General features: G+C 37.5%; 21 protein-coding genes. 8 read left to right on the plus strand and 13 right to left on the minus strand.

From position 1 onward, the window contains the following. Positions 1–180 precede the first annotated feature (180 nt). From MKX57_RS20535 to mutY, 7 genes are all read right to left on the minus strand, one after another. A complete protein-coding gene (locus MKX57_RS20535; RefSeq protein ID WP_008173493.1) occupies positions 181–1,800 on the minus strand; it encodes an ABC transporter substrate-binding protein in 1,620 nt (539 codons plus the stop codon). Positions 1,801–1,831: 31 nt separating this feature from the next. Then, complete coding sequence (locus MKX57_RS20540) at positions 1,832–2,812, minus strand: dipeptide ABC transporter ATP-binding protein (RefSeq protein ID WP_089986829.1); 981 nt, start codon at positions 2,810–2,812, stop codon at positions 1,832–1,834. Beyond that, positions 2,787–3,800: an ABC transporter ATP-binding protein gene (locus MKX57_RS20545; RefSeq protein WP_008173496.1), complete on the minus strand. Its 1,014-nt coding sequence runs from the start codon at positions 3,798–3,800 to the stop codon at positions 2,787–2,789. The genes MKX57_RS20540 and MKX57_RS20545 overlap by 26 nt, the downstream gene beginning before the upstream one ends. A 305-nt stretch (positions 3,801–4,105) precedes the next feature. Next, the gene (locus MKX57_RS20550; protein ID WP_090002968.1) at positions 4,106–5,851 is read right to left on the minus strand and encodes an ABC transporter ATP-binding protein; all 1,746 of its coding nucleotides are present in this window, start codon (positions 5,849–5,851) and stop codon (positions 4,106–4,108) included. Positions 5,852–6,056: 205 nt separating this feature from the next. Then, entirely contained in the window at positions 6,057–6,605 is a 549-nt protein-coding gene (locus tag MKX57_RS20555) for a DUF402 domain-containing protein (protein ID WP_036120520.1), read from the minus strand. Positions 6,606–6,885: 280 nt separating this feature from the next. After that, positions 6,886–7,062, minus strand: coding sequence for a gamma-type small acid-soluble spore protein (locus MKX57_RS20560; RefSeq protein WP_008173504.1), 177 nt, complete (start codon positions 7,060–7,062; stop codon positions 6,886–6,888). A 92-nt stretch (positions 7,063–7,154) separates the two neighbouring features. Next, positions 7,155–8,189 carry an A/G-specific adenine glycosylase gene (gene mutY, locus MKX57_RS20565; protein WP_342550564.1) on the minus strand — a complete coding sequence of 345 codons (1,035 nt, stop codon included), beginning with the start codon at positions 8,187–8,189 and terminating at the stop codon, positions 7,155–7,157. Between the two features lie 199 nt (positions 8,190–8,388). On the opposite strand from mutY, the gene MKX57_RS20570 reads away from it, so the two are divergent. Next, positions 8,389–9,375, plus strand: coding sequence for a metal-dependent hydrolase (locus MKX57_RS20570; RefSeq protein WP_107922569.1), 987 nt, complete (start codon positions 8,389–8,391; stop codon positions 9,373–9,375). 35 nt (positions 9,376–9,410) lie between these two features. Here MKX57_RS20570 and MKX57_RS20575 read toward each other — a convergent pair whose 3' ends face one another. The 3 genes from MKX57_RS20575 to recX are packed head-to-tail and all read right to left on the minus strand — an operon-like array spanning position 9,411 to position 10,810. Further along, on the minus strand, positions 9,411–9,680 hold the full coding sequence (locus MKX57_RS20575; RefSeq protein ID WP_107922568.1) for a YfhJ family protein: 270 nt from the start codon (positions 9,678–9,680) through the stop codon (positions 9,411–9,413). Next, the gene (locus tag MKX57_RS20580; protein ID WP_008173513.1) at positions 9,681–10,010 is read right to left on the minus strand and encodes a YfhH family protein; all 330 of its coding nucleotides are present in this window, start codon (positions 10,008–10,010) and stop codon (positions 9,681–9,683) included. Then, the gene (gene recX, locus MKX57_RS20585; protein WP_342550565.1) at positions 10,007–10,810 is read right to left on the minus strand and encodes a recombination regulator RecX; all 804 of its coding nucleotides are present in this window, start codon (positions 10,808–10,810) and stop codon (positions 10,007–10,009) included. Before recX ends, MKX57_RS20580 begins: the two co-directional genes overlap by 4 nt. Before the next feature lie 159 nt (positions 10,811–10,969). On the opposite strand from recX, the gene MKX57_RS20590 reads away from it, so the two are divergent. The 5 genes from MKX57_RS20590 (at position 10,970) to MKX57_RS20610 (ending at position 15,899) form a co-directional block, all read left to right on the plus strand. Continuing rightward, positions 10,970–11,878, plus strand: coding sequence for a TIGR01777 family oxidoreductase (locus MKX57_RS20590; protein ID WP_239355284.1), 909 nt, complete (start codon positions 10,970–10,972; stop codon positions 11,876–11,878). Between the two features lie 56 nt (positions 11,879–11,934). Next, a complete protein-coding gene (locus tag MKX57_RS20595) occupies positions 11,935–12,759 on the plus strand; it encodes a polysaccharide deacetylase family protein (RefSeq protein ID WP_008173518.1) in 825 nt (274 codons plus the stop codon). A gap of 37 nt (positions 12,760–12,796) precedes the next feature. Next, positions 12,797–14,185 carry a 23S rRNA (uracil(1939)-C(5))-methyltransferase RlmD gene (rlmD, locus tag MKX57_RS20600; protein ID WP_096365899.1) on the plus strand — a complete coding sequence of 463 codons (1,389 nt, stop codon included), beginning with the start codon at positions 12,797–12,799 and terminating at the stop codon, positions 14,183–14,185. Between the two features lie 232 nt (positions 14,186–14,417). Continuing rightward, on the plus strand, positions 14,418–15,101 hold the full coding sequence (locus tag MKX57_RS20605; protein WP_342550566.1) for a Crp/Fnr family transcriptional regulator: 684 nt from the start codon (positions 14,418–14,420) through the stop codon (positions 15,099–15,101). Between the two features lie 135 nt (positions 15,102–15,236). Continuing rightward, the gene (locus tag MKX57_RS20610) at positions 15,237–15,899 is read left to right on the plus strand and encodes a peroxiredoxin-like family protein (protein WP_089986823.1); all 663 of its coding nucleotides are present in this window, start codon (positions 15,237–15,239) and stop codon (positions 15,897–15,899) included. A 542-nt stretch (positions 15,900–16,441) separates the two neighbouring features. Here MKX57_RS20610 and MKX57_RS20615 read toward each other — a convergent pair. Together MKX57_RS20615 and MKX57_RS20620 are read right to left on the minus strand one after the other, a co-directional pair. Next, complete coding sequence (locus tag MKX57_RS20615) at positions 16,442–17,077, minus strand: hypothetical protein (RefSeq protein WP_089986822.1); 636 nt, start codon at positions 17,075–17,077, stop codon at positions 16,442–16,444. A 236-nt stretch (positions 17,078–17,313) separates the two neighbouring features. Beyond that, positions 17,314–18,498, minus strand: a complete 1,185-nt coding sequence (locus MKX57_RS20620) for an MFS transporter (protein ID WP_043989601.1) — start codon at positions 18,496–18,498, stop codon at positions 17,314–17,316. A gap of 362 nt (positions 18,499–18,860) precedes the next feature. Between MKX57_RS20620 and MKX57_RS20625 the strand changes: the two genes are divergently transcribed. Further along, complete coding sequence (locus MKX57_RS20625) at positions 18,861–19,046, plus strand: SE1561 family protein (protein ID WP_008173529.1); 186 nt, start codon at positions 18,861–18,863, stop codon at positions 19,044–19,046. A gap of 43 nt (positions 19,047–19,089) precedes the next feature. Here MKX57_RS20625 and MKX57_RS20630 read toward each other — a convergent pair whose 3' ends face one another. Beyond that, on the minus strand, positions 19,090–19,890 hold the full coding sequence (locus MKX57_RS20630; protein ID WP_008173530.1) for a YwqG family protein: 801 nt from the start codon (positions 19,888–19,890) through the stop codon (positions 19,090–19,092). Between the two features lie 190 nt (positions 19,891–20,080). Between MKX57_RS20630 and MKX57_RS20635 the strand changes: the two genes are divergently transcribed. Next, complete coding sequence (locus tag MKX57_RS20635; protein WP_043989602.1) at positions 20,081–21,616, plus strand: fumarate hydratase; 1,536 nt, start codon at positions 20,081–20,083, stop codon at positions 21,614–21,616. Positions 21,617–21,643 lie beyond the last annotated feature (27 nt).

A 21,643-nucleotide genomic window follows, 5' to 3' on the forward strand; every position in this document is an offset into this window, starting at 1 on the left:
TATATTCTGTTGAAAGGTTGTGCCTTCACCAAACGGTTTTGAATGTTTAGATGAGTGATCTTTCATACAGGAGAAATAATTTGGTTTTCTTTTACTAGAAAAGAATCTGCTAGAATTCCACGGCTTACCCGCAGAAAAGCAAGCAGATTCTCTAATTCACTTATTCAATTAAACATAAAATTACTGTTGAATATCTACCGCATCTAAACGGTCAGAGCCAGTAGGATGCGCAATATAATTTGTCACTTTCTTGTTAGCAGCTAAAATTGGCGTAGAGTGAGCAAGTGGAACCCATGGAGCGTCCTCAGAAATAATTACCTGAGCTTGCTTATAAAGTTCATTACGCTTGTCCTCATCGACTTCAGTTTGAGCAGCTGTTAACAACTTGTGTAATTCTTGATTGTCATAGAATGTATAGTTATTAGAGCCAATATTATCTCCATCTAATAAAGTATATAGGAAGTTATCCGCATCCCCATTATCACCTGTCCAGCCAAGTAAGAATGCATCAGCTTCACCATTTTGTGCTTTTTCTAAATAAGTAGCCCATTCAAACGATACAATTTTGGATTTAATGCCTACATCCTCTAAGTTCTTTTGAATCGCTTCTGCCACTTTTTGTCCATCCGGCATGTATGGACGTGGTACTGGCATTGCCCAAAGCTCAATTTCCTTACCATCATAGCCTGCTTCAGCAAGTAATGCTTTCGCCTTTTCAGGATCATACGTATAGCCTGTAACTTCATCGTTATAACCAGAAATTACTGGTGGCATTGGGTTTTTCGCTGGCTCTGCTAGCCCTTCATAAAATGCATCCACTAATGCTTGTTTATTAATTGCATAGTTAACTGCTTGACGCACTTTTACATTATCAAATGGAGGGCGTGTTACTGTTAAACCTAAATAACCAACATTCATAGATGGACGCTCAATTAATTGTAAATTAGCATCTCCCTCGATAGTTGCTTTATCAGATGGACTAATGCCATCAGCTACATCGATATTGCCTGCTAATAAATCATTTAAACGTGCAGAGTTTTCTGGAATAGAACGATAAATCACTTTATCTAATTTAGGATAGCCATCAATATAGTAATCAGGGTTTTTCTCAATTGTTATTGAATCATTACGTACCCAGCTAACAAATTTGAATGGGCCAGTTCCTACAGGATTTGCTGACAATCCCTCTTCATCTGCTTCAAATGCTGTTGGAGAAGCAATCGCAAATGGAGACATTGCTAAGTTTTTCAGGAATGGTGCTTGTGGTTGGCTTAATTTAAAGACAACTGTATTGTCACCCTCTGCAGTTACTGATTCAATGATTTGCTTGTCACCAATTAGAAATTGCGAACTAAAGTAAGGGTGTTTATCCGCACCTGATTTCCAACGTTCAATATTCTTAACAACAGCCTCAGCATTGAAATCTGTGCCATCATGGAATTTTACACCTTCTTGTAGCTGGAAAGTATACGTTAAACCATCCTCTGATGCCTCCCATGATTTTGCTAGACCTGGTTGAATTGTTACATCTTGTTCACCAAAGTTTACTAATGTTTCATAAATATTAGCTGTCACCGTAAAGGATTCACCATCTGTGACAACAGCAGGGTCAAGTGCTACAGAATCTCCTCCACGACCATACACTAAAATTTTTGGATCGCCACTGCTAGCTGTATCGCCACCAGTTGAAGTATCTTTACTACCCGTATCCTTTGTATCAGAGCCGCCACAAGCTGCTAAGATCGTCGAGAGAATAAGGAGCAGCATTACACCTAAAGTCCAGAGCTTCTTTTTCTTCATTCAATTTCCCCCTATGTGGTTTTTATATCATTTAATGTTGGAGTGCCTCATATAGATGGCAAGCAACATAATGACCTGGTTTCACTTCTTGCATTTTAGGTACTACCTGTGAGCATTGTTCCATTTTAAAAGGACATCGCGTATGGAATGTACAGCCACTCGGCGGATTGGATGCACTTGGAATATCTCCAGTAATAATAATTTGTTCACGTTCAAACGTTGGATCTGGCACTGGGACCGAAGATAAGAGTGCTTGTGTATATGGATGAAGCGGTTCAGCATATAAGTCCTCACTCGCTGTCAACTCTACTAATTTACCTAAATACATGACGCCCACACGATTGCTAATATGGCGCACAACCCCTAAATCATGAGAAATAAAAATATAGGTTAGCTTTAAATCCTTTTGCAGCTTTTGCAATAGATTTAATACTTGTGCCTGTATGGACACATCCAATGCGGATACCGGCTCGTCCGCAATGAGCAAACGAGGATTGGTCATTAACGCACGCGCGATGCCAATTCGTTGCCTCTGACCACCACTAAACTGGTGGGGATAGCGTTTGATATGATATTCATCCAATCCAACAATCTCAAGTAGCTCCAACACTTTCTGTTTTCGCTCCTTTGCATTACCTATCCCATGAACAATAAGAGGCTCCTCCAATATTTTGCCAATGTTATGGCGAGGATTTAATGAAGCATAGGGATCCTGAAAAATCATTTGAATATCTCTACGCGCCTTCCTCATTTCATTATTGGATAATTCTGAAATCATTTTACCTGCGAATTCAATGTTTCCTTCAGTAGGCTCTAGTAACCGCATTAGTAAACGACCTGTTGTCGATTTACCACAGCCTGACTCACCAACAATCCCTAATGTTTCTCCTTCAAAAACTTCAAAGGAAACATCATCTACTGCCTTTACATCCCCTGTTTGTGTATTTAGGACTCCTTTGCGGATCGGGAAATATTTCTTTAAGCCATCAACCTTTAATAACACTTTCGACACGTTGCTCCACCTCCTGCTTCTCTAGTAAAAAACATCTCGATTTATGCTGCTCTGCTGCTTCAAATAAAGGTGGTGTTTCCTGTAAACAACGTTCCATTGCGTATTCACAGCGTGCCGCAAAACGACACCCTACTTGAATACTTCCTGGTTTTGGTACACTTCCAGGGATCGAATATAAATTATCCTTTTTAAAACGCATATCAGGCACTGATTGAATAAGACCTTGTGTATAGGGATGCTTCGGATTAGAGAATATTTCTTGAATCGGTGCTTCTTCTACAATTTGTCCAGCATACATGACAATCACACGCTCACATGTTTCTGCTACAACACCTAGATCATGTGTAATTAACAGGACTGCTGTATTCAATCGTTTATTTAAGTCCTTCATTAGCTGTAAAATTTGAGCTTGAATCGTAACGTCCAAAGCAGTTGTCGGTTCGTCCGCAATTAAAACCTGTGGATCACAGACAAGTGCCATAGCAATCATGACCCGTTGTCGCATACCACCCGATAGCTGATGCGGATAATCCTTTAGTAAGTCCTCAGCACGTGGTAACCCTACAAGTTTCATAATTTCAACAGCTCTGGCAAACGCTTTCTTTTTCGACCATTTTGGATTATGGATTAAAATGGCCTCCTTTAACTGATCACCTATTGTAAACAACGGATTTAGTGAAGTCATAGGCTCCTGAAAAATCATAGCTATGTCTTTTCCACGTATTTTCTGCATTTGTTTTTCTGTACAATTCACTAGATTTTTATTATCTAGCAATATTTCACCACCTGTTATTTTGCCTGGTGGTGATGGAATTAATCCCATGATGGACAGTGACGTAACACTTTTACCACTTCCCGATTCGCCGACAATCCCTAATATTTCTCCTTCTTGGACAGAAAAATCGATATCATCTACAGCAGGAATTTGTCCATTATCTGTGAAAAAGGTTGTTCTTAAACCTTTTATTTCTAGTAGCTTTTTCCTCATGCGCAACGTCCCACCCTACCTATATTTTACTTAATTGTATAAATTATATTAACAGAATGCTATAACTTTTGTTAAATTCCCTATTTTCAGATAATTCTAACTAAAAATCATCACTCTTTCAATCATTAATATTCTGCAATTTACGTAGTTTTTCTGCATCATTCGCCTTCAGTATTAATTACATCTTATAAAGTAATATTTTTATATAGATTTTCAAAAAAAAATAGCCTTCCATTTTTAAAAAATGAAAGACTTTTTTTGAAAAAAATTTCACAATTGATGATTTCTGTGTAAATTCACTACTATTACTCCAAATGTTGCACTTGGAATAAATCATAATATGTCCCTTGCTTTGTCATTAATTGCTCATGATTACCGTTTTCGATTAATTGACCATGGTCTATAACAAAAATTTTGTCAGCATGAGTGATGGTCGAAAGACGATGAGCAATAATTATAGTTGTTCGCTCATGAGCTAGCTCCTCTAATGATTCCTGAATCAATGCTTCACTCTCTAAATCGAGCGCTGAAGTTGCTTCGTCAAGAATTAAAATCGGAGGATTTTTTAAAAATACTCGAGCGATGGCAACTCGTTGTTTTTGCCCGCCTGATAGTTTTACTCCTCGTTCACCTACTTTAGTGTCATAACCATTTGGCAGAGTCATAATAAAATCATGGGCATTCGCTGCTTTGGCAGCCTCTATCACTTGCTCATCTGTAGCATCTGGTTTTCCCATTAAAATATTTTCTTTAACGGAGTCACTGAAAAGTATATTATCTTGGAGGACAATTCCTATTTGAGAACGTAGTGAATGCAATGTAACATCACGTACATCCTGTCCATCAATCGTTACGACACCATCGGTTGCATCATAGAAACGAGGAATTAAGCTAATAATGGTGGATTTACCGCCTCCACTCATTCCAACGAAGGCGACAGTCTCACCAGGTTTTATAGTGAAATTTATGTTATTTAAAATAGATACTCCTTCTTTTTCATATTGGAAAGATACATTGTCAAAACGAACTTCTCCCGTAGCGGATGGTAAATCTCGCGCATCAACTTTATTTTTCACTTCATATGGTTCATCCATTAAATCAAACATTCGATCCATGGATGCAATGGATTGTGTCAACGTTGTTGAAGAACTAACAAGACGGCGAAGTGGGCCATACAATCGTTCGATATACGCGATAAAGGCAACCATTGTTCCAACAGATAAAGTACCATTTATGACTTCATAACCTGCATAAGCAATAACTAGTAAAGGCGCTACATCTGTAATAGTATTTACAACAGCAAAGGATTTAGCATTCCATTTTGTTTGATCAAGGGCCTTCTCTAAAAACTCCCCATTTGCTTCATCAAATAATGTTTGTTCATGCTTTTCTAGCGTAAAGCTTTTTATAATACTCATACCAGCTACTCGTTCATGTAAATAGCTTTGTACACCTGCAAGTGCTTGAGAACGTTTACGTGTTAAGTCCCGCAGTTTTCCAAAAAAGTACTTCACACTCAATGCATAAAACGGGAACGCTAATAAGGCCACTAATGTGAGCTTAATATCCATGGTTAGCATAATAATTACTGCAATCACAATGGTTGCAAGGTCTAGCCACACATTCATTAAACCCGTCATCACAAAGTTCTTCGTTTGCTCAACATCATTGATGACCCTAGAAATAACATCACCAGCACGTGTATTGGCATAATATTTTAAGCTTAATCGTTGTAAATGTGCGTAGATTTCCTTCCGAATATCAAACAGCACCTTATTACTAACATGTTGTGCAAAATATTGACGATAGTACTCGATTGGTGGACGTATAATAAAGAACACAATAATCGTTCCGCCCAGCCAATATAACAGCTCTTTTGTTTTTTCTCCATTTGTTAAGTCGTCCGCAGCAATAATATCATCCAACACAATTTTAATGAGTAATGGAATAAATAATGGAATAGCAAATTTAACTATACCAATAACAATCGTTAGAACGATTTCCCAAGAATATGGTTTTACAAAGCGCATATATCGCTTTATGCTTCCCAAGTTTTCATCACATCCTTACAAAAAGAAACAGGCATCCATTGATGAATGCCCTATGTATTATAGCAATATTTTGATTAAAATACAGTTATGATGACTTTACCGCTAACTATTTTGTATGTACCTTCCCTAACAGTGTGGAAGATGCTCATTAAGAGTGGCTAAAAGAGGCAATATAAAACACCTATTAGTTAACTAATAGGTGTCACTAACAATCATCTGACTGCATATCAAGCTGGAACTTGTAACGATTTGTCCAAACATTGATGAAATCGGGTGCAAATGGTCCTTTTTTTTGTTGAATCCAGCTTATTAACTTATCGACATTGCGCTTTAAAATTTTATCAATCACATCAGGATAAGACATTTCCTTACGATGAAGCTCATATTCATCCTCATCTAAGAGCGTATAAGACATGTCAGGAAAAACTTTAATATCTAGATCATAGTCGATATATTTAATGGCATTATTATCGAACACAAATGGTGAGCTTAGATTGCAATAATAATACACGCCGTCTTCTCGTAGCATACAGATGATGTTAAACCAGTGTTCCGCATGGAAATAGCAAATAGAAGGCTCTCTCGTTAGCCATGTACGACCATCGGATTCTGTCACAAGTGTCCGTTCATTCGCACCGATCACAATATTTTTTGTTCCTTTTAAAACCATCGTTTCTTGCCAAACACGGTGGATGCGGCCATTGTGTTTATAACTATGTATTTGTATCGTTTCTCCTTCTACTGGTAATGCCATTTTGAAGCCCACCTTTTCGTCTATGCTACCTAAATCTAGCAGTCTCTAGTATATTATAGCAATGTGTACGCGAAAGGTGTAGTTAGAAAACCACAAATTTCACTACGCTATTTTGAATTTGTATAAAATTTCGTTAACTTTAAGCAAAATTTATTAGAAGTTCCGCCATTTTGGTATTTTTTGGTTTTTTAAGTGAATATAGAAAGGAGCTGTCTTTTTCATCTTTTCGGATTTTTAGACAGCCCCTTAGAGGTAAATGCAATTATGCAATTACAAAGTGTTACTCACCTAAATCTTGGTTAGTTTTAGAGAAACGACCTGAAGCTGGAGCTTTCTTTTGCTCTGCTTTAGCATTTTGCTTTTGCACTTCATTTACGTCCGTTTCATAACCAAATTCTTCACTTTGACGTTGCATGTTTTTATTCGGTTGGAAATTTTGGTTGTTTTGCTTTTTCATTATTCATTCACCTCCACGCTAATTATTGTGTACCGAGGTGATGAATTTTATGCTCACTAATTTATCGTTTAAAGTAGGATTTATTTTCCTGTTTATTTTTTTACCTCTTCCCAAATTTTTAACATGGGAACAGGCATCGGCAATTGTTCTATTTGTTCTTGAGTGAACCAATCGCCCATCGATGTAGATTCACACTTCATATAATAACTATTTACATGCCATGTTAAATGTGAAAACACGTGCTTAAACGTAAGCAGTTCATGCTTAGCTTGTACACTGATGGAATATTCCTTTAAGAAGCTTTCTACTGAAACCTGACTAGTATCAAACATTGGAAATTGCCAAAGATTAGCTAATAACCCTTCTTCAGGACGTTGCTCCATTAAAAAACGTCCTTGTTCATCTTGACAGACCAGAATATCATAACTCAAATGCTTCATCTTTATTTTTTTCGATTTAACTGGCAGTTTTTCCGGTTCACCTTCATTAAACGCTGTACAATACTCTCGCACAGGGCATAATAAACATTTTGGTGACGTAGGTGTACAAATAAGTGCCCCTAGTTCCATTAAGCCTTGGTTAAAGGAAGATGCATTAGTAGGATCAATAAGCTCCTCCACTGCAGCTTCAAAAATTTTTTTGGTTTTTGGTATGGCTATGTCCTCACTTATATTCAGCACTCTGCTTAATACGCGCATAACATTGCCATCTACTGCATGTTCGGGCTTGTTATAGGCAATACTTAAAATAGCACCAGCGGTATACGGTCCAACACCTTTTAATCTTGATATTTCATGGCGATTATCGGGGACCACGCCTCCGTAATTTTCTAAAACCTCACGTGCACCTGCCTGTAAATTACGCGCTCGTGAATAATAGCCAAGTCCTTCCCAATGCTTTAATAAATAATCTTGCGGAGCTTCTGCAAGCAAATCTAATGTTGGAAAACTTTCCATAAAACGATTGTAATAAGGAATAACTGTGTCGACACGTGTCTGCTGTAGCATCACTTCAGAAACCCAAATTTTATAGGGGTCTGTAGTATGTCTCCACGGTAAGTCGCGTTTCTCAGCGTTAAACCATTCGACTAAAGAATGTCGAAATTCTGTTACATATGGGTAATTCACAGTGACCTCCAAAGTTTTTACGATTTAATTTATGTTGAAAAGGGTATACAATTAATAAAGAATGAACATTCGTCCATAACTTACAATATTCGTCATTATCGAATGTCACCATACTAAAAATTAATAAAGTTATTTATAAATGAAATAAAGATGTATGCAAATTGTACTCGATTTTACTGCATACTAGGAGTGGATATTTTTGGATTCAGGTACACATTTCGTTATGGGTATTGCCCTTGGCGGTCTTGCATTAGCCGACCCTATAGTAGCAAATCACTCAATGACCTTTACTGCCGTCATGGCAGGTACGATAATTGGCTCACAAGCTCCGGATGTTGATACTGTGCTAAAACTACGCAATAATGCTATCTATATTCGACATCATCGCGGAATTACACATTCACTACCAGCAGTAGCTATATGGCCAATCTTAATAACAGCTGTTATTTCCCTTATTTTGCAAGACGTAAATGTGTTTCATTTATGGCTTTGGACATTTTTAGCTGTCGCTCTTCACGTCTTTGTCGATATTTTTAATGCGTACGGCACACAAGCAATACGGCCATTCTCCAGAAAATGGGTTGCATTAGGTGTCATCAATACATTTGATCCAATTATTTTTTCCTTGCATTGTATGGGTATTGTATTATGGGCTTTTGGAGCCAATCCTGTTTGGACATTTAGCATCATGTATATCATTATCGTGATTTATTATCTGTTACGATTCGCTGTTCAAAAAGCAGTAAAAAATGCAGTCCACAGCACGATACAAGATGAAGAATATGTTATCGTAGCACCAACTATGCGCTTCTTCCATTGGCGAATTGCCGCCAAGTCTAAAACACATTATTATGTTGGGCGGGCTTATGGCAGGACTGTTAATATTTATGATAAATTCGAAATTAAACCTTTACCTCAAACTGCCCTTATTCATGCAGCCATGAAAGACCCTAACTTAGCTGCCTTCGTGTCGTTCTCCCCGATGTACCGATGGGAGATTTCTGAGCTAGAAAACGGCTTATTGGAGGTACGTTTAATCGACTTGCGTTATCGGAGTGACAATCGCTACCCCTTTGTGGCAGTAGCACATTTAAATGACGATAATGAAATCGTTACATCTTACACGGGTTGGATTTTTACAGAAGATAAGCTTCAGAAAAAATTACAAATTGGTGCAAGTAATTAAGCAGTAAACCCTGACCAACATTGGTCAGGGTTTTATTATTGTATCATATCATCGCTAGCATCTAGGAGATGGGCATATTTTGGATTGCGCCCTGCAAAGGCATGTAGTTTATCACCATAGCTTGTAATTAATTGGCGGACAAGATTTTCTGTATAATCTGCCCCACGATAATCATATCCTGCTTTGGCTGAAGTTGATTCAAAGTCGCTCCATAATAATTCAACCCAGACACGGGCACGTCCAACTGACATTTGTGGATTTTTTGCCAGCAGTTCTGCTGTCAATTTTTCAATTTTTCCCTCCACTTATTTGCCCACCTTTACAGGAGACAGCATAGATACAGGTAATGCCTCTTGATATTTGTCACCGCCTAAACGATGTCCCCATGCAAAGCGTCCCTTTAAATAATCAACTTGGAAAAATTCATTATCTGAACGATCAATACGATACATTTCACCAGGCACAATTGTGTCTAAATCTACTAAATAAGCCGCTGCCATTAATGCTTTACGCTCATATACAGCAAATTCATTAATGATCCCAAGCTGCTCTGCCTTTCGTGCCTTTTCTTTTAAAAACGCAATTTCCTCACGCAGTTCATGCTCAGACATAGCAGCATAATTCTTTTCGTTCATTCTTCATTCTCCTTCTCTTCTATAAAACGGTTTATTACTTCTATAGGAAAACCCTTTTGATAGAGCGTCTGCTTCACCTTCATTTTTAGCTCATAACCAGTATACTTCGATACGTACTTTTTCCAAACTTTTTCGCCTTGTGCTTCGAGTAATGGTTGCCAATTTTCTTCATCTTGCTCAAGCTCTATTTGATTAAGCACCTCTTCTACAATCGGAAATGCATAGCCTTTTCTTAACAGATAATCCTGAATTTTAGCTTTTACTTGTACTGGGGTCTTTCTTTTTTCTGAACGTACAATTTTTTCCGCCAACTGTAAGGCCAATTTGATTTGTTCTTCCAAACTATATGTGGCAAGTACCTCATCTTGAAGGTTTTTATCAATTCCTTTTTTAATGAGATCTTGTCTAATAGCTCTCGGTCCCTTTTTCATTGTCGCCTTTTTTGTATCCAGTAAAGCTTTGGTATAGTTTGCATCATTTATAAAGCCATACGATTTTAATTTCTGAATCGCTTCTAAAGCTACCGCTTCACCAAATTCTAAAGTAAGAAGTTTTTTCTTCACCTCGTGCTCACTTCGCATTTGATAAGAAAGAAAGTTTAATCCTTTATTAAACGCCTTCCGTATTTCATCCTCGTAGGCAATTTCCTGAATTTCAAATTCATCGAGAACCTTCCCCTTTGTTAAACCAAATTGAAGCAGAATAGCCTCGTCAACAGGAAATGCATATTCTTCATTTAAGTAGATATTATAACGTTCAGGATTGTTTTTTTGACGTGCAATTTTTGTAATCATACGCATAGCCAACACCTCACCTGTCCATTATAACATTTCTTTTTATGGTATCCGTTATTCGATGCTATTCATCCCCCATCTTCTAGGGGTACTTTAGATGTTCACATACGTGTTAAATGATACAATTATTAGTAAGTGTAATTTTTGAAAAATGGGGTGATTCTTATGAAAATTGTGATTGCGGGTGGAACTGGTTTTGTGGGAAAAGCTTTTATCAAGCTAGCAGAGGAAAACGGTCATAATATTTTTGTCTTAACTCGGAGTGCACCTTCCGAAAAAAATGGCATTCATTATGTACAATGGTTGCAGGATGAAGCCCTACCAATAGAGGCATTAGAAGGAGCAGATGCCTTTGTAAATTTAGCGGGAGTTTCTTTAAACAATGGTCGATGGACAAACAAACAAAAGAAGGATATTTATTGGAGTCGGATGCATGCGACACTTGAAATCGTGCGCATAATGGAAAAGCTCACGAAAAAACCTAAAGTCCTTGTTAATGCAAGTGCCGTCGGTTTTTACCCCCATTCTTCAGAGATTATTTATGATGAAACATTTACTGATGTGGCGAACGATTTTTTAGGCACGACCGTTCATGATTGGGAACGCCATGCAAAACGAGCAGAACCATTAGGAATTCGTGTCGCACTTGCACGCTTTGGGGTCATTTTAGGTAGAGAGAGCGGGGCATTACCACCAATGTTATTACCATATCAAATGCATGTTGGCGGAACAATCGGCTCTGGTAAGCAATGGCTTTCGTGGGTACATATTGAAGATGTGGCACGTGCTTTATATTTCGCAATCCTTCATGAAAATATTCATGGACCATTCAATGTAACCGCACCTCATGCGACTCGCATGAAAGAATTCGGGCAATCAATCGCAATGATCATGAACAGACGACATTGGCTGCCTGTTCCTAGTTTTGCAATACGTTTGGCGCTTGGAGAACAAAGCACTCTTGTTTTAGAGGGTCAACATGTACGACCAGCAGTGTTAGAAGAGCATCATTTCATATTTAAATATCCGCATTTAACAGAAGCACTTGAAGACTTATTAATTGCTCAGAATTAGTGGATAATTTATAGCTATTTTACGCATCCTAATGAAAAAGAAAGGATGCGTTTTTTATGTGGAAACAACATATTGTAGGTGCGGTAATCGCTACATTTATTATTGCCGCAGGTATTAGCATTAATCCATATTTTGCTGCAGGTTCTGATGAACATCATTGGGGCTTTAAACGTGCGAAAAATGGTGAACAGGCAGAAGCTGGTGCACAGCTTGATCAATTACTTGATAAATACGGGGCTATTTATAAAGGCAAGGCAGATAAAAAAATTGCTTACCTAACATTTGATAATGGCTATGAAAACGGCTTTACCGAAAGTATTTTGGATACATTGGAAAAAGAAGATGTACCTGCCACTTTCTTTTTAACTGGGCATTATTTAGACAGTGCCAGTGACCTAGTAAAACGGATGGTGAAGGATGGTCATACTATTGGCAACCACTCGTATGGTCATCCTAATATGGCTCGACTTTCACCAGAGGGCATGCGTGCAGAATGGCGAAAGTTTGATGGGAAATTACGTGAATTGACTGGCATAGACCGCACAACCTATGCTCGCCCACCAGAAGGAACCTTTAATGCCAAACTGCTAGAAGTAGGAAATGCGGAAGGATATCGTCATATTTTTTGGTCTGTTGCCTTTAAGGATTGGATGAAAGATGAACGACGTGGTGCAGATTATGCCTATAATGCGCTCATGGAGCAATTGCATCCAGGTGCCGTTATTTTAATGCATACTGTTGCACAAGATAATGCCGAAGCTTTGCCAATGTTTATTGCAGAGGCCAAAAAGCAAGGCTATACCTTCTTATCACTTGATGATTTAGTATTAGAATATGAAGATTTTCCTGTTGCTTTGCAATCGTCTGCTCCTTCGTTATAATGGGGAGATGACATTATAAAGCAGGGACGTGGAACGTTTGACGCAGCAAACAACAATGACCGTGGGACAACAATTCCCACTAATAATAAAAAGGCTTGGCATCAATGGAGAAGGTGTAGGTTTTTATAAAAGAAATGTAGTATTTGTCAAAGGAGCTATTCCTGGCGAAGAAATTACAGCTCAGGTTACGAAGACACAACATAATTTTGCTGAAGCTGAGATTTTATCCATTCGTAAAGTCTCTAAGCACCGTCAGGAAGCACCTTGTCCAGTCTACAATGAATGTGGTGGCTGTCAGCTTCAACATATGACATACGAAAAACAGCTATCGGAAAAACGTGATATTGTCATCCAAGCTTTAGAGCGTTATGCGAAACCTCTAGCTGAAACGGTGGAAGTACGAAAAACACTTGGAATGGATAACCCTTGGCATTATCGTAATAAAAGTCAATTCCAAGTACGTAAGGAAGGCAAGCGAGTATATGCAGGCTTATTTGTTGAAGGCAGTAATAAGCTTCTAAATATTAACGATTGCCTTGTGCAGCACCCTGTCACTTCTAAAGTTACCGTTGCAACACGTAAGATTTTACAAAAATTAAATATCACTATTTATGATGGACGAACACTTGATGGCTTAGTGCGTACAATCGTAGTACGTACAGGGATTCGTACAGGCGAAACACAAGTTGTACTTGTAACTACACGTAAAGAAATTCCTCATTTAGCCGAACTGATTACACGGATTAAAAAAATCGATCCGAGCATTGTCTCCATTGCACAAAATATTAATCGTGAGAAAACCTCTTTAATTTTTGGTGATGAGACAATAGTTCTTGACGGTAAAGAAACGATACATGAAGAGCTTGGCGAATTGGCCTTTGACTTATCGGCTCGTGCTTTCTTCCAGCTTAACCCTACACAAACAGTTCATCTCTATAATGAAATTAAAAAAGCAGCTGCATTAACTGGTAAAGAATCAATAGTGGATGCATATTGTGGAGTTGGGACTGTGGGACTTTGGCTAGCAGATCAAGCGCAAGAAGTTCGAGGGATGGATGTCATTCCCGAAAGCATTCAAGATGCCCGTAAAAATGCGCGCAACCATGGCTTCAAGCATACCAAATATGCTGTTGGTACTGCTGAAAGTGTCTTAGCAAAATGGCGCAAAGAAGGCTTTACACCAGATGTTATTACAGTAGATCCACCACGTACAGGTCTAGCACCCGAGTTTATCCAAACCGTGCTTAAGCTTAAACCAAAGCGTTTTGTTTATACTTCTTGTAATCCATCTACATTAGCGAAGGATTTACAGCAACTATCGAAGCTTTATCATGTCGAGTACATTCAACCTGTTGATATGTTCTCACAAACGGCACAAGTAGAATGTGTTTGCTCCATGGTTCTTAAAGCAGAACATCGAAAATGATATTTCCTTTGTAAATTTTGGCGACTTGATTAGGCGTAGTCTGCATTTTGTAGACTGCGCTTTTTTCTTTTTTGATACCTATTGCTACAGTTTTCTTCTCTAATAAGAATAGCTAAACATTTGAAAAACAAAATGAAAAACGTTGAGTGACTGTCACCAATTGTCGATTGATTTCAATATGTTTACATTGTGTTATAGTCTTGGGGGGCTCATGCAATTATAAGGAGGAAAAATGGATAACATTCAATACTTATCACAATTTAATCTGCTTAATTCGCTCTCGATGGAAGATTTAATAGAGATGGAACAATTAACTTTAATAACGACCTTTCCGAAAAACACTTTTATTCAAACACCAGAAACTTTTTCGGAGGGGCTATACTTTGTTAAAAGGGGGAAGTTGCGCCTGTATAAAGTAAATGCACAAGGTAAGCAGTTTACTTCGGATATACTTAACGAAGGTAATGTATCTGGGGAAATGGATATTATTTCATTTGGTACTCGAGAGAATTATATTGAAACGATAGAGGAAAGCCACATTTGTTTGATGAATAAGGAAAGATTTGAAAATTTTTTAATTCAGCGGCCTCAATTTATGATGACATTATTAAAAGTACTAAGTAATCGAATTATCGGTATGAGTCAATTAACGCAAAATCTAGCTCTTGGGAAACTACATGACAAAGTTTTATATGCGCTTATTAAGCTATCTGATCAGTTTGGACTTACGGGTGATAATGAGTATTACAAAATAGATTTTCCTCTTTCACATCAAGAAATCGCCAATTTAGTTGGTGCAACCAGAGAAGCTGTAACTGTGGTTTTACAAGAACTTGTTAAAGAAGAAGTCATTAAGACCGGATTTAAAACAATCTATATTCATCGAGAAAAGCTTTTGGAGAGGAACATTTCATAGGCTAAAAAATGCTGGATAGTATCAAGTAGCATAGAGATTTTCAAATTGAGTTGTAAACAACATTACATCTTTCTTCTAGATGAAGATGTATCGTATAACTACATACAAAATATAATACGATACGGAGATGACATAATGAAAAACACACCATTTCAAAAATTGCAAAATGAATTAGATATAGCAGCTACACATATGGAAAAGGTGCTCCCAAAGGAAGTGCTGGATATATTCGAAAAATCCATTCATGATTTACGTACATCTGATTCGGGTAGGGGTTTAATAGCTGGAGTCAAAGCGCCTGACTTCACTTTAGTGAATTCTACAGGACAAAAGATAACTTTGTCTGAGGAAATTTTGAAAGGTCCCGTTGTTCTTATATTTTACCGAGGTACATGGTGTCCATTCTGTAACCTTGAGTTGAAAGCATACCAGCGAATGAATGATGACATTAACGCAATTGGTGGCCAATTAATTGCAGTTAGCCCGCAAACTCCAAACTATTCTGCATCTGTACAAGATAAAAATGAATTAAATTTCCATGTTTTAAGCGACTTACAAAATAAAACTGCTGAAAAATATAATCTGAAATTTAAATTGCCTGAGTATGTGTATCCTATCTACAGATCGCTTGATATATCACTCGAAACATTTAATGGTGACCATTCTTGGGAACTTCCAGTACCAGCTACTTATGTAATCGATAAAGCAGGAATTATCCGTTTAGCTAGCGTGGAGGCAGACTATAAAAAACGTATGGAACCTAGTAAGGTGATGCATTTTCTTCAGTCACTTTATTAGCATCCTAGAATTATAAAAATATGATGAAATAAAAAAACAGTCTCTCAGTTACCACATTCGTTTAGGTTAATGAGGAGTTGGAACAGAGTCGATTGATAGCCGCCAATTTAAACAATATAATACTCGTTACTAATGGTTACTTTGCTATTTATCGGACATTTAATCATAACTGGTAGAATGTGTTGCAAAGCTGGTATTGAAAAATAAATAATCATAAAAAGGACGTCTCAAAATAAATGGAGACGTCCTTTCTTTATGATGCACAGCACGAGCTGCCTGGTGGATGACGGACGGTCCAGAAAAGTCGATACCTCAACCATTACCCCAGGATTTAAAAGATTTTTAAAGGTTCAATTTTCAACTTTTATAGAAAGATTTTTGAAGCGTAAACTTTATACTTTTACCTTTAACCTTTAAGCTTTTAGGTTATTTTCATTGTAAGTTTTATTTGTGTAAGGCATGTTTGATGTTTAAACTCACACACATGCCTTGAAGCGCGAGCGACTCTTCGTTTTCCGTTTTCGCAAGGCCATGCATATCCCTTAAGCTTGGACTTCAATAAATGTTGTGGCATTCGATTCAGATAAGACTGCATCGACCTCTGATTCGAACTCCTCGATCCGACTACTTAATGTCTCTATTTGTTGTTTGACATTTAGTGGATCAATGATTTCAAATTCATTTCTTTTCATAAATGTGTCCGTATGTAATTTTACTTCTTCCGGAGATTGTTTATCTTTATTGCCTAATATATTAATTAAATAGGTTTCCAGTTTAGCTGGTAAGGCATCATTTTCTTTGGCGACTGTTTGAATAGCAGAACGATATTGATGTTGCATGACTTCTAGCAAATTCTTTTCATATTGAATAGATTGTTTCCGCTCAATGGCCTCCGCGACAGTCATTTCTTCCTTTCCAACGATTACCATTGTACGGGCATTCGATTGTACAACTAAAGCTTTTATTTTATGTCTATAGCTAATTAAGCCCATTACTTTATCGTAGGATGCTTGCATTTGTTTCTCATACTCAACTATTTCTATTCCATTTATTTTCTGATTACTTTTACGATTGGCTACTACAGAGCTAACCTCATTTGTTGCCCCTTCAATCCGTTGCTGTAGCATTTTTAATTCTGTTAAAGCGCGATGAATAGATAGTTTTTTCATTTCGGTCATGATAAAACCTCCTTCTTAAGCAAGTGTTCTTCCATTATATTTAAAAATAGCAGCAATGTCCAAAATATCCCTTTTTATTTTTATTGATTTCATAAGAATTTGTCTGTATAATTCTTTTTTAGGTGCCAAACCTATGTAACTTGGACGGAACATCCTTGTTACGCAAAAAACGCCATAACAGCACGGATTTGCTGGGCGTTTTTTTGTTTTTGAGCGGGAGATGAGCCCCGCTCTTTTTATTTTGCCATCGATGCCTGTTTGTTCTTAAGACGTCCAAATAGGAGTAATATGAAAGCCACAACTAGCAATAGCATTGCTACAAGTAAAAGGAAGCTATAGTTTTTTACATATTCTAAATAAACTCCACCTAAGAACGGTCCGGTTAAACTACCTATACTTAGGGCAATTCCACAGAGTAAATTCCCAGTAGGCAGTAGCTCCTTTGGCGTTAAATCTGCCATAAATGTAATCCCTAAAGAGAACATCGAGCCAACTAGTGTGCCCGTTAAGAAAAACGCTATAGCGACAGCCATTTGTGAATGCTCTAAAAAGCTGGCAATTGCGAAAATAATAGCGCCACCAAATGACCCTACCATCAAAATATTCTTTCTTCCCACTTTATCTCCCAGTGCACCTAATGGTACTTGAGTTAAAATACCACCAAATGTAAAGACTGATAAAATAATTGGAATCATGCCCACCTCAAACCCTTTACGTAGTGCATATACGGGGAATAATGCATTTAATGAAGACTCGAGGAATCCGTATACAAAAGGTCCTAAAAAGGCAATCCAACCAAATAAAATAGCCATTTTGTAACGCTTCCACCCTCTTGCATGTAAGTCCCCTGTTAAACGCTCAGGTTTTTCATTTTGTAAGAAGAATACAAAAGACCACGCCATTAAACACATGATTGACGAAACAATAAATGGTAAAGCTTCACCTATTTCAATCAACTTTACCATCAGTGGCCCAACGGCAAAACCTATACTAAAAGACAAGCCATAGATAGCCATCCCTTTTCCCAAGCTTTTATGATCAGCAGTACTAGTAATCCATGTTTGAGTGGCATAGTGCAAGGCATGGTCCCCCACACCAATCAGTAAACGAAGCACAAACCAAAATGTGACGCTTTTCCATAAAGGAAATGCCAATAAGGAGATAAAAACAAGTGCGCCCCCAATCAAAATGATCGGTTTATAGCCCCATTTTCGTAATGGTTGCTCTATAAATGGTGAAATTAATAATGTCCCTATGTATAAGCCCGTTGCATTCAAGCCATTTAATGCTGAGGAAACGCCATCACGTTCAAAAATTATAGAAATGAGCGGTAATAACATCCCTTGCGAAAAGCCTGATATGGATACAATTATTACTAATATGGTAAATCTTTTTTTGCTGTAATCTGAGAAGTATGTCATCTTTTCCTCCAATCAATCTCCCAAAGAACAGCATACCAAAAAGCCTTAGCGCTCACCACATGTGATTTTACGCTAAGGCTTAACGAATACTTATAGTCATTTAATTGTATAAACACGAAATTCGGCTTTTGATTATTACCGAGTACTTGTTTAAACTCCCTCCTTTTCGAGTTAGAGTTGTAAAGATGTTTTCGATCAGCTCCTTTACTTTATCTTAAAACAACTTTAACATACAAATTCAATATTGTAAATATTCCGTCTACTTATTTTTAAAATTAATCGCTTAGTCCTAGGTGTCTACCTAAACATTGAAATTTCAGCCTAAATCAGCTACGATGAAAGGGATGAAATGAGGTGTACGAATGTCCAAGCCAATCACTGATAAAAAACAGCAAGTAACCTATTTAAGAGAGCGTCTTGAAATGTTTTTAGAAGTATTAGATGCCCTAGATCCTGAAACAGCTGAATTAGATGATATTGATCGTTTAATTCAAATGATGGATGACCTAGAAGACAAAATGGAGCAATTTAATGCTCGTGAACAATAAAAATTACAAAACAAGCGAGCACTGTGTATGCTCGCTTGTTTTTTTAATGACAGTCCCAATTGTAAAGAACATTGCTAAAGTCTTTATTTTTTAATTCTTCCTCAGTAATGAAGAAATTGCCAACTCCACAATCGCCCCATAGTATATCATCCCCCACACTATCTATTTGCAATAGCAAAATTGTAGAGTCTGTATAATCACCGTATGCACGTGGATCTTCTTGTGTAAAGAAAGGATAACCACCGATTTTAAGTCCATCCCCAGTTAAAGCATCATAAAAGGCATCTTCTAATGTTTCGTTATCTTCAATTGTCGTTAAGATATGACTGTAAATGTCATTAGCTCTGTAATCATCAATCGATAAGGGTTCAAAACCTGTTTTAAAAGATAATGTCATTTCACGCTCTACTGGAAAATACATTTCCTCATCTTCCTTTTCTACGAATGAAAAATCTTGAATAAGCTGCGCTTCATCATGTATAACGGTATCATGAAAAATGACACGAAAACCTTCTTGATTTTTGCCATTATCAAAGTCCATTCCTAATACATCGTCATAGCCATCAATATAAAACTGCACTATCCCCTCTTCTGGGAAATTCGGCAAATGCTTAGGCAATTCTGCAAAATTAACTTGGGCTAAAAGCTTTAGTGGTTGTCCACTTGCATTTTTAGGATATTCCATTGCTAGTGGGAAATAAGGGTCCCCCGCAAACTTACTCTGAAACAAGGTTGTTTTTCCAGCATCCGCATCAATAAGGACAACAGGCTTCATTGTTTCCTCTATTAGCGGTCTATATTGTTCAAATTCTTCCGGTAATTCAAGTAAAGTTTTAGCAGACATACAAATTCCTCCTAATTGTGGGTTATTATTAGTTTAGAACAAACGTTCTATAAAATCAACTCTCTATTAAAATACTATTAAACTATGCGTAAATTTATCCCTCATAGGTAAGGACTCTTTTTTTCATTAGTTGAAAAGAGTATAATGTTACGTGGAAATAATCAAATTTTCTATGGGGGGCAATACACGAATGAATCAACAAACTTTGGAGAAAAGTCTTTATGATTTAATTACTGAAACATCCACGAATTTACCTAAGGATGTACGTCGTGCGATTAAAAAAGCAAAAGAAGCGGAGAATGCTGGAACACGTGCGGCAATGAGCTTAGACACAATCTCAAATAATATTATTATGGCAGAAGATAATGTATCACCTATTTGTCAAGATACTGGTCTTCCAACTTTCAAAATTTATACACCTGTGGGCGTAAACCAACTAGAAATTAAAGCTGCGATTAAAAAAGCAATCATTGATACGACAGCTGATGCAAAACTACGTCCAAATGCAGTGGATTCATTAACTGGTGCCAATAGCGGTAATAACCTTGGCGATGGTTTACCAGTTATGAAGTTTGAACAATGGGAAAATGATTACATTACGATTAAATTAATTCTAAAAGGTGGCGGCTGTGAGAACAAAAACATTCAATACAGTCTTCCATGTGAAATAGATGGTCTTGGTCGTGCAGGTCGTGACTTAGATGGTATCCGTAAGTGTATTTTACACTCTGTATACCAAGCACAAGGTCAGGGCTGTTCAGCTGGTTTCATCGGTGTTGGTATTGGTGGAGATCGTTCTTCTGGCTACGATTTAGCAAAGGAACAATTATTCCGTCATGTCGAAGATACAAATCCGAATCCTGATCTTGCCAAATTAGAAGAGTATGTGGTGAAAACTTCTAATACATTTGGTATCGGTACAATGGGCTTCGGTGGTGAAGCAACATTACTAGGCTGTAAAATTGGGGTTATGCACCGTATTCCAGCTTCCTTCTATGTATCTGTAGCATATAACTGCTGGGCTTACCGTCGTATGGCTGTTGACATCGATCCTCAAACTGGTGAAATCATTAAATGGCACTACCAAGAAGGTGAAAAAATTACGTTCAAGGATGAAGTGGCTGCTACAACAGAAGACAACACAACAAATGTAGTAGAGCTTACTGCACCAATTACAGAAGAACAAATTCGTTCACTAAAAGTTGGAGATGTAGTTTCTATTACAGGACGTATGTATACTGGTCGTGACGCTATCCACCATCATTTAATGAGCCATGATGCACCAGTGGATCTAAATGGACAAGTTATTTATCACTGTGGTCCAGTTATGGCAAAAGATGAGGAAGGCAATTGGACAGTAAAAGCAGCTGGTCCAACTACTTCTATTCGTGAGGAGCCATATCAAGGTGATATCATGAAGAAATTCGGTATTCGTGCTGTCATCGGTAAAGGTGGTATGGGACCAAAAACATTAAAAGCTCTTAATGAACACGGTGGTGTTTACCTAAATGCTATCGGTGGAGCAGCCCAATATTACGCAGACTGCATTAAAGGTGTAGATGGTGTTGATTTAATGGAATTCGGTATTCCAGAAGCTATGTGGCACTTAAATGTTGAAAAATTCACAGCAGTTGTCACAATGGATTCACACGGCAACTCCTTACACGCAGATGTCGATAAATCATCTTTAGAAAAACTTGCATTGCACGCAGAAAGAGTTTTCTAATTCAATATAAGTAAGCAGTAGCCCTTC

This window comes from Lysinibacillus sp. FSL M8-0216 (assembly GCF_038595555.1).
GTDB lineage: Bacteria > Bacillota > Bacilli > Bacillales_A > Planococcaceae > Lysinibacillus > Lysinibacillus fusiformis.

Coding starts and splice junctions, on each gene's coding strand:
- MKX57_RS20560 (WP_008173504.1), bottom strand. CDS start 7,062: ATGAAAAAGCAAAACAACCAAAATTTCCAACCGAATAAAAACATGCAA.
- recX (WP_342550565.1), bottom strand. CDS start 10,810: ATGCGTATGATTACAAAAATTGCACGTCAAAAAAACAATCCTGAACGT.
- MKX57_RS20595 (WP_008173518.1), top strand. CDS start 11,935: ATGTGGAAACAACATATTGTAGGTGCGGTAATCGCTACATTTATTATT.
- MKX57_RS20625 (WP_008173529.1), top strand. CDS start 18,861: ATGTCCAAGCCAATCACTGATAAAAAACAGCAAGTAACCTATTTAAGA.
- MKX57_RS20610 (WP_089986823.1), top strand. CDS start 15,237: ATGAAAAACACACCATTTCAAAAATTGCAAAATGAATTAGATATAGCA.
- MKX57_RS20615 (WP_089986822.1), bottom strand. CDS start 17,077: ATGACCGAAATGAAAAAACTATCTATTCATCGCGCTTTAACAGAATTA.
- MKX57_RS20630 (WP_008173530.1), bottom strand. CDS start 19,890: ATGTCTGCTAAAACTTTACTTGAATTACCGGAAGAATTTGAACAATAT.
- MKX57_RS20620 (WP_043989601.1), bottom strand. CDS start 18,498: ATGACATACTTCTCAGATTACAGCAAAAAAAGATTTACCATATTAGTA.
- MKX57_RS20545 (WP_008173496.1), bottom strand. CDS start 3,800: ATGAGGAAAAAGCTACTAGAAATAAAAGGTTTAAGAACAACCTTTTTC.
- MKX57_RS20605 (WP_342550566.1), top strand. CDS start 14,418: ATGGATAACATTCAATACTTATCACAATTTAATCTGCTTAATTCGCTC.
- MKX57_RS20635 (WP_043989602.1), top strand. CDS start 20,081: ATGAATCAACAAACTTTGGAGAAAAGTCTTTATGATTTAATTACTGAA.
- MKX57_RS20555 (WP_036120520.1), bottom strand. CDS start 6,605: ATGGCATTACCAGTAGAAGGAGAAACGATACAAATACATAGTTATAAA.
- MKX57_RS20590 (WP_239355284.1), top strand. CDS start 10,970: ATGAAAATTGTGATTGCGGGTGGAACTGGTTTTGTGGGAAAAGCTTTT.
- MKX57_RS20580 (WP_008173513.1), bottom strand. CDS start 10,010: ATGAACGAAAAGAATTATGCTGCTATGTCTGAGCATGAACTGCGTGAG.
- MKX57_RS20535 (WP_008173493.1), bottom strand. CDS start 1,800: ATGAAGAAAAAGAAGCTCTGGACTTTAGGTGTAATGCTGCTCCTTATT.